This is a genomic window from Vibrio sp. 10N.286.48.F5 (assembly GCF_041469785.1).
Lineage (GTDB): Bacteria > Pseudomonadota > Gammaproteobacteria > Enterobacterales > Vibrionaceae > Vibrio > Vibrio crassostreae_C.
The window spans coordinates 53,433-60,842 of the sequence record NZ_JBFRLG010000043.1 but is presented as its reverse complement, the minus strand read 5'-3'; the positions used below and the strand labels follow the sequence as shown (position 1 = coordinate 60,842).

The window sequence follows — 7,410 nt, the reverse complement described above, 5'->3', positions numbered from 1 at the left end:
ATTTAATGATACTAGAAATATACTTACCAGATAATACGTAATATCTGGTAAGTATATTAAATAAGAAAATGGCCGCTTATAGCGACCATTTGATATTAAAAATACGAGTTAAGGGGTATGAATCGCGCCATCAGGAAGGCGACTTTGAGTCCACTCGTGGGGGCGATACATAACAGGGAACTCGGCTGCAACCTCTCGGTCGATTTCAACACCAATACCTGCGATTTCAGAAGCGTATAAGTAGCCATTAATTGGCTCTGCAGCGTTCGGGAATACCTTGTGTGTATTCTCGTTGTACTCGACATGTTCTTGAATGGCAGCATTGTGTAAATGCACATTCAAATGCGTGTTTACCGCTGCGCCAATTGGCGTCATATCTGGCGGGCAATGCCATGCAATACGAACACCGAAGTTCTGACATAGATGGCCGAGTTTCAGAGCTGGGGTAATACCACCAATCTGTGAAACATGGCAACGAATGAAATCAATGCGGCGGTTAGCAATCAATGATTTCCACTCTTCAGGGTTATTAAATAACTCCCCTAAACCTAATGAAACTGAGCTCTGGCTGCGAATATTATCCAACCATTCCGTTTGATTTGGCGGCAGAATATCTTCAATGAAATACGGCTTATATTGCTCGACTTCTTTGGCAAATTGTATCGCTTGGTTCGGGAATAGGCGCTCATGAACATCATGAAGAATATGGAATTGGTTACCATATTTCTCTCTCAGCGACTTAAACATCGTTAGAGTATTATCCATGTACTGATCTTGGTCGTAATACGAACCTTCAGTCGGGTTTTGAGTGGTATGCAAATCCGTTGGAACGCCGCCATAGAAACCAAGCTGACAACGAATGTGCTTGTAGCCTTTGTCTAGGAAAGATTCCACCAGCTCATAAATCCCTTCCATCGTGTCGCTCGTCGCGTGTGTGTATACAGGAATAGCATCACGAGACTTACCACCAAATAACTGGTGTAACGGCATACCCGCCAATTTGGCTTTAATATCCCACAGTGCCATATCAACACCGGAAATTGCATTATTGATAACAGGGCCATTTCGCCAATAAGCGTTGACCATCATCATTTGCCATAAGTCTTCAATATTATTGGCGTTTTTACCAATAAGAATAGGTTTTAAATATTCATCGACCATTGTTTTTACAGCAAGCGGCCTTTGTTGGAATGTCGCACAACCAAACCCTGTCACGCCTTCATTCGTTTCAACTACCACGGTAATGAGGTTGTGTCTGTCTGGTTTAGTAATAATACAATGGATATCAGATATAATAGTTTCTTTCACAATTAAATAACCTAAACTTAAGTCAACTCCTATTATCTAACCGCTTTAAAAACCACATTTCAAGCGCTAATTTTGCGTAAAAATAATTGGTACGTTAAGTGATTTTTTTTGATAACCAAAACATACCAATTGGCCAAAAACGGTGAAAAAATAATTTTTCGGATTTTAAGTGTGATTGAGATCTCTTTTTACTCCGTTGGATTTAAATTGGTTGTCGTTATGATTGCTCGAGTTAAATATATTCCAATAACAGGTGTAGTATGCAAATGGTAGAAAAAAGTGATGCCGTTATTAATAACTCGAAGTCATCATCGAAGAAGAAAAATTTCAAAGAAAATATACAGTTATTAATCACTGCACTTGGTGGTGAAGACAATATCGTGAGTATCACGCACTGTATGACAAGGCTGAGATTCAAATTAGCAGACGAGTCGCTGGTAGACGAAGAAGCAATCAAGCAGATCGCAGATGTGAAAGGTGTGGTACTTCAACAAGGCCAAACTCAAGTCATCATCGGTGTTGAGGTCGAGAAGTGGTTCAACGCGCTATCAAACACTCAACAAGCTGACGCTAATCCGGCTGATGAACTAGAGAAAGGCAAGCTGTTCCAAGGCGTGATGCGTATTGTCGCAGGCATCTTTGGTCCGGTTGTACCCGCAATCGCTGGCGCGGGTATGTTGATGGGCCTGTTGTCTGGTCTTATTGCAACCAATGTTATCTCTGAAACCTCAGACACAGTTTATTTCTTCCGCTCGATCTCTGTTGCTGTGTTCTTCTTCTTACCTATGCTGGTTTCTTTCTCTGCCGCTAAGGTATTCAAAGTAAACGAATACATTGCGCTTGCTGTCTCTTCAGCAATGCTAGCGCCTCTGCTTGTTGATAAAGCAACAATGCTAAAAGACGCAGGCGCTGCTCCGGAGCTGACCGTTCTTGGCGTGGTTCCTATTGAGCTGCTCAACTACGGCGGCGCGATTGTTCCTGCGATTCTAGCAATCTGGTTATTGTCTAAAGTGACTCCGTTAGTTGACCGCCTAGTTCCTTCTTCTGCGAAGCCTGTATTTACACCACTGCTTGCCTTTACGGTAACTTCGACCATCACGCTATCATTTGTTGGCCCTGCTGGTATCTGGCTAAGTAATGGCGCAGGTTGGGTGATGAGCTCACTACTGGAAATCTCTCCGACGTTAACAGGCTTTGTGTTTGGTCTAACTCGCCCGATCACCATCGTATTTGGAATCCACCACAGCATGACGCCAATCAGCCTGAACAACTTTGCACTGTATGGTAAGGATCTACTTATGCCAATCATGTGTTTGGGTAACATGGCAATTGCTGGCGCGACAATGGCTATCTGGCACAAGCAACGTAAAACGGTTTCTAAAGAGCAATCTTCAATTACGATGGGCTCAAGTGTTACCGCTATCTTAGGCATCACGGAACCGGCTCTATTTGGTGTACTCACGAAATACACCAAAGCGATGATGACCGCGAGCTTGGCTGCAGGCGTGTTCGGTGCTATCTCGGTAACAATCGATACGCACTTAACAAGCTACATTCTTTCTTCTGTATTCAGCTTGCCAGCTTACCTTGCAGGCGGTACGCAAAACTTCATTCAAGCACTGATGGGCGTGGTGGGTGTATTTGCACTGTCTTTCGTCCTAACGATGTTGTTCGTAAAACTAGACAACAAGTAATCGGCTAGTCTCACTCCCGTAAGATTAGAATCGAAAAAGCATGACCATATCTCATTATGGTCATGTTTTCCTCAATACGAACAAACCCAACCTTTCCTTTCTAAGGCTATATTATGACCCACATCGCAATCATCGGTGAGTGCATGATTGAACTGAATGGGGCTCCATTTGGCGACATGCATCAAAGCTATGGTGGAGACACATTAAACGCGGCAATCTACTTGAACCGCAGCGCTGCGGTTAGCAACCCCATGAACTGCAATAACACTGCGAATCCAGCGATGCGAACTAGCTATGTCTCGGCGCTTGGCTCTGACGCTATCAGCCAAGAGATGCTTAACCGATGGCAAGATGAAGGACTATCAACCGAATTCGTGCTTATTGACGAGCAGCGTTCACCCGGGCTCTATCTCATTCAACTCGACGATGTTGGTGAGCGCACCTTCCTATACTGGCGCAACGATTCGGCGGCTCGCTACATGGTACAGCACCCCGATTTCGATAAGATAGCCAACCAACTTCACGATGTTGATATGGTGTTTCTGAGTGGCATTTCCCTGGCGATACTGCCACACAGCGATCAGCTAAAGTTGCTCACTATCATTGAAGGCCTGCGTGAACGTGGCGTTACCATCGCCTTTGATAGTAACTACCGACCAAAACTATGGGAATCAGAAAGCGCGACCAAAGAGTGCTATCGACTGGGTTATCAAACCACTGATATCGCCTTGGTTACCTTTGATGATGAACAGCAACTATGGGGCGACCAAACACCTCAAGACACCATCGACCGACTACACAGGCTTGGCGTGCAGACCATCATTGTAAAACTCGGTGCTGAAGGCTGTTTGGTCAGTGAAACTCCAGCCCAAACACCAAGCCTAATTGAAACCACGCCAGTAGAAACAGTGGTTGATAGCACTTCAGCAGGCGATTCATTCAATGGCGGATTCTTGTCTTGAGATCTATCTGGCGGCTCTGTTCAGCAAGCCTGCCGCAAAGGCAATGCACTGGCGAGACTGGTCATTCAACATCACGGCGCAATCATCCCAAAACCCATCACCGACACTCTTTCAAACTGATATTAAGAAGTAAACCCATGTCTACAATTAACGAACAGCTAAAAGCACTTAAAGTTATCCCTGTTATCGCCATTGATAACGCAGAGGATATTATCCCTCTAGGCAAAGTATTGGCTGAGAATGGGCTTCCCGCCGCTGAAATTACGTTCCGTTCAGACGCCGCTGTTGAAGCTATCCGACTGCTTCGAGAAGCTCAGCCTGACATGCTGATCGGCGCGGGCACCATCTTGAACCGTGAGCAAGCACTCGCAGCAAAAGAAGCGGGCGCAACGTTTGTGGTTTCACCGGGCTTTAATCCGAACACAGTTAAAGCATGCCAAGAGATCGGCATCGATATCATTCCAGGTGTGAACAATCCAAGCACCGTTGAAGCGGCATTAGAGATGGGCCTAACAACCTTGAAGTTCTTCCCAGCAGAAGCATCTGGTGGGATCAGCATGGTTAAATCGCTCGTTGGCCCATACGGCGATATTCGACTCATGCCAACTGGCGGTATCACGCCATCAAACATCGATAACTACTTAGCAGTGCCTCAAGTATTAGCTTGCGGTGGTACATGGATGGTGGACAAGAAGCTGGTTATAAACGGGGAGTGGGACGAGATCGCACGCCTAACACGCGAGATTGTTGAGCAGGTGAATCACTAGTCTATGTCATTCAGGTAAACAGAGCCTGTTTAATTTCTAACAATAAAGCCACAGCACTTTGGTGAGGCTTAATTATATGAACCGCCTCACTCTCAAGCCCTTAAGCTTAGAGTCGGCTCTCAGAGTGAGGTGAACCAAATATCTTCTATCCATACTTTAGGTATCGACCTAGGTAAACATTGCTTCTATGCTATCGCACATAACCGTTGTGAGGTGGAGGCGCTTCGTCGCAACCGACTCTTAACCTTTCTAAGTGAAATAGAACCAGCAACTATTGCTTTTGAAGCCTATAGCGATACTAGTTTGATCTCACACAGAGTTTAACCTCAGCCAGCTGTCCAAAAAGGAGTCATAAAGCAACAGAACTAACACTCACAGAAAGAAGTGACGCTGAGTGGTTATCAAGGCTTACTTCTGCTCTACTGACCTTTATGAGCATTCAACCTTGGATGTCTTAACTGTTCAAAAAATACATTCACACAGACAAGTAATGGGACCCCTACTAGCATTCCCATAGAGCCCCATAGCCAACCCCAAAATACAAGCCATACAAATAAAATCAGCGGATTGAGACTAAACCTTTTCCCCAGTAATGTAGGAGTAACCAATTGGCTTTCTATCAAATTAATCGCCAGGAAGATCGCAGCGACCGTCAATGCGTAGCTAAACGACTCAAACTGTATAAAAGAGACTAAACCAAAGCACGTAACTGAAACCATCGGGCCAAGATAGGGGATAAAATTCATTAAGCCTGCAAAAGCACCCCAAAGGAAAGGGTCTTGCAATCCCATCATATAAAAAGCAAAGCCAACAGTGAGTCCTAAGCAAACATTAATGATGGTGATGGCGCCTATGTAACGAGACAAATCCTTTTGAACAACTTTAACCAATTCAACAGCCCTACGCTTATCTGAAAAGCATTCAAAAAGAGATAAGCTTTGAGAATAAATTTTTCGACCGTAATTCATCATGAAATACGCCATAAGAAACGCAACCAACAACTGAGTAACAATGGTTGGTGTTGTCGTAAGCACTGATTCTATAATGGAAAAAGCCGTGTTATTGGTAAGCCCATCATTGGTAACAGTACTACTCATGGAGAACCCGGTGGCGTCAGTTAAGCGACTGTTTTGAGTAACCTCACTCACTTCATTAGATACATTCTCAACCAACATTGGTAATTTTGACCACCATTGCTGAGCGGGCTCACTCAACATATTCAAACTAATCACAACAAAGCCAATAAAACCAATAAGTACAGCCATTACGTTAATGACTCGAGGGATACCGAAGCGAGTAAGGTAGTTAACTAGAGGGCTACATAGCAAAGAAATAAAAGCACCAAAGATGATTGGCAACAAAAATGGCTTGGCGATATGTAATGTAAAAATAGACATCATGAGAACAGCAAGGAGCATAAAACTAGTTTGCAACACACTTCGTTGTCTAAGAATACTGTATTTTTTTGATGTCATTTTATTCCTATGAGTAGAAGGTTTTGTTTTTGAGGCTTCGTCAATTTGAATCAGGCACTCGATACCGTCAGCCAACACTAACTTGAATCAAAATGATGGTTACTTAAGTAAATTAAGTATTAGCGATAGCTGTTTATAACCAAAAACAGACGATTTAAAACGATGAGTTCGATTCAAAATTACAACACCAAGGCCTGTGATGCCAAGAGCATACAAGGGGTACTTGTGAACAAACTCTTTTCCTTTGTGACGAATAAGTCCCATACAAAGTTCAACTTGACGAGCTCTACTTCTCCCCTCAAGTCTTTTCATTTGAATCTGTCTTTGTCGATTTTTGAGTGCTGACATGTAACCCCTCCTTCAATTGCTCTTTCGTACATTCAAAACCTATAAATTGCTTTAAGTAACTAGAACGAAGTACCAAGCATATTAGAATCAAACCGAGTGTGAATATAAACGCGCCGTAACCCGCTAACAGATTCAAAGTGAAGTAGTAGATCACTACTCCAGCACCGACGGCGATACTAAAAAGAAACAGCGGTAACAACGCAACAAAGAGGAGCTGAAACACAAGACGCTTTTTAAATGCATCAACACTATTGCGAAACTCCAATAAGAAAAGCTCTAAGGTCGATTGAGACCATTGCTGGGTATGTGTCTGTAATATAGCTAAGTCTTTCCACAATCCATTTAACTCAGAAGCAGAACGTTTAAGATCATCCACCTTACGATCGCTCGATTTATCATTGGCAGAGTTTACTGGATCATTTTGACTATTTACCTGCATAACGGTGCTCTCTCAATTGCGATGTTGATATATGGCTATTTGATTAACTTCGAGACAGCCCAACCAGCGAGAAACGCACAGCCAACACTCAATAATGGACGCTCTTTAATGATGTTTTCCGCTTTCTCAGACGTGTTCTTCACACTTTCAGAGCTGGCCTCGAGAGTTTCATGGACCGCCTCTTTCACATTTTCGATAACTTCTACTGCGGCCTCTTCAGCTTTTTCATAAGTTTCTTCAATTTGTTGTTTGGCTTCTGAATTTTTAGCGTTTGACTTTGGCATAAGTTTTCTCCTTATTTGATTATCATAAGCCAGAGAATAATATTAATACTATTAATCTCTAGCTACTTTAATAATCAATGCTAGCATCGTGCCAACTTTCACAAGTACCAGAATAATTGAAGATAAGCTCCCA

Annotated in this window: 7 protein-coding genes and 1 pseudogene; 3 read left to right on the top strand and 5 right to left on the bottom strand. The window is 43.3% G+C overall.

The genetic code is table 11. From position 1 onward, the window contains the following. Positions 1 to 108 precede the first annotated feature (108 nt). Positions 109 to 1,308: an enolase C-terminal domain-like protein gene (locus tag AB4185_RS19985; protein ID WP_004732372.1), complete on the bottom strand. Its 1,200-nt coding sequence runs from the start codon at positions 1,306 to 1,308 to the stop codon at positions 109 to 111. Between the two features lie 260 nt (positions 1,309 to 1,568). Here AB4185_RS19985 and AB4185_RS19980 point away from each other — a divergent pair, with 260 nt between their 5' ends. From AB4185_RS19980 to AB4185_RS19970, 3 genes and pseudogenes are all read left to right on the top strand, one after another. Then, positions 1,569 to 3,002 (top strand): PTS transporter subunit EIIC, encoded by a 1,434-nt coding sequence (locus AB4185_RS19980; protein WP_017068132.1) that lies wholly within the window; start codon positions 1,569 to 1,571, stop codon positions 3,000 to 3,002. A gap of 113 nt (positions 3,003 to 3,115) precedes the next feature. Next, positions 3,116 to 4,084, top strand: a pseudogene (locus AB4185_RS19975) (sugar kinase). 17 nt (positions 4,085 to 4,101) lie between these two features. After that, entirely contained in the window at positions 4,102 to 4,731 is a 630-nt protein-coding gene (locus AB4185_RS19970) for a bifunctional 4-hydroxy-2-oxoglutarate aldolase/2-dehydro-3-deoxy-phosphogluconate aldolase (RefSeq protein WP_017065855.1), read from the top strand. 419 nt (positions 4,732 to 5,150) lie between these two features. Here AB4185_RS19970 and AB4185_RS19965 read toward each other — a convergent pair whose 3' ends face one another. From AB4185_RS19965 to AB4185_RS19950, 4 genes are all read right to left on the bottom strand, one after another. Then, positions 5,151 to 6,206, bottom strand: coding sequence for an AI-2E family transporter (locus AB4185_RS19965; RefSeq protein WP_372135834.1), 1,056 nt, complete (start codon positions 6,204 to 6,206; stop codon positions 5,151 to 5,153). Positions 6,207 to 6,305: 99 nt separating this feature from the next. After that, the gene (locus AB4185_RS19960) at positions 6,306 to 6,518 is read right to left on the bottom strand and encodes a hypothetical protein (RefSeq protein WP_102333542.1); all 213 of its coding nucleotides are present in this window, start codon (positions 6,516 to 6,518) and stop codon (positions 6,306 to 6,308) included. Next, positions 6,505 to 6,993, bottom strand: coding sequence for a hypothetical protein (locus AB4185_RS19955; protein WP_065583857.1), 489 nt, complete (start codon positions 6,991 to 6,993; stop codon positions 6,505 to 6,507). The genes AB4185_RS19960 and AB4185_RS19955 overlap by 14 nt, the downstream gene beginning before the upstream one ends. 35 nt (positions 6,994 to 7,028) lie before the next feature. After that, positions 7,029 to 7,277 carry a hypothetical protein gene (locus AB4185_RS19950; RefSeq protein ID WP_010431939.1) on the bottom strand — a complete coding sequence of 83 codons (249 nt, stop codon included), beginning with the start codon at positions 7,275 to 7,277 and terminating at the stop codon, positions 7,029 to 7,031. Positions 7,278 to 7,410 lie beyond the last annotated feature (133 nt).

Bases quoted from the DNA above. Each gene is read 5' to 3' on its own strand.
- AB4185_RS19965 (WP_372135834.1), bottom strand. From the start codon at position 6,206: ATGACATCAAAAAAATACAGTATTCTTAGACAACGAAGTGTGTTGCAA.
- AB4185_RS19960 (WP_102333542.1), bottom strand. From the start codon at position 6,518: ATGAAAAGACTTGAGGGGAGAAGTAGAGCTCGTCAAGTTGAACTTTGT.
- AB4185_RS19980 (WP_017068132.1), top strand. From the start codon at position 1,569: ATGCAAATGGTAGAAAAAAGTGATGCCGTTATTAATAACTCGAAGTCA.
- AB4185_RS19955 (WP_065583857.1), bottom strand. From the start codon at position 6,993: ATGCAGGTAAATAGTCAAAATGATCCAGTAAACTCTGCCAATGATAAA.
- AB4185_RS19950 (WP_010431939.1), bottom strand. From the start codon at position 7,277: ATGCCAAAGTCAAACGCTAAAAATTCAGAAGCCAAACAACAAATTGAA.
- AB4185_RS19970 (WP_017065855.1), top strand. From the start codon at position 4,102: ATGTCTACAATTAACGAACAGCTAAAAGCACTTAAAGTTATCCCTGTT.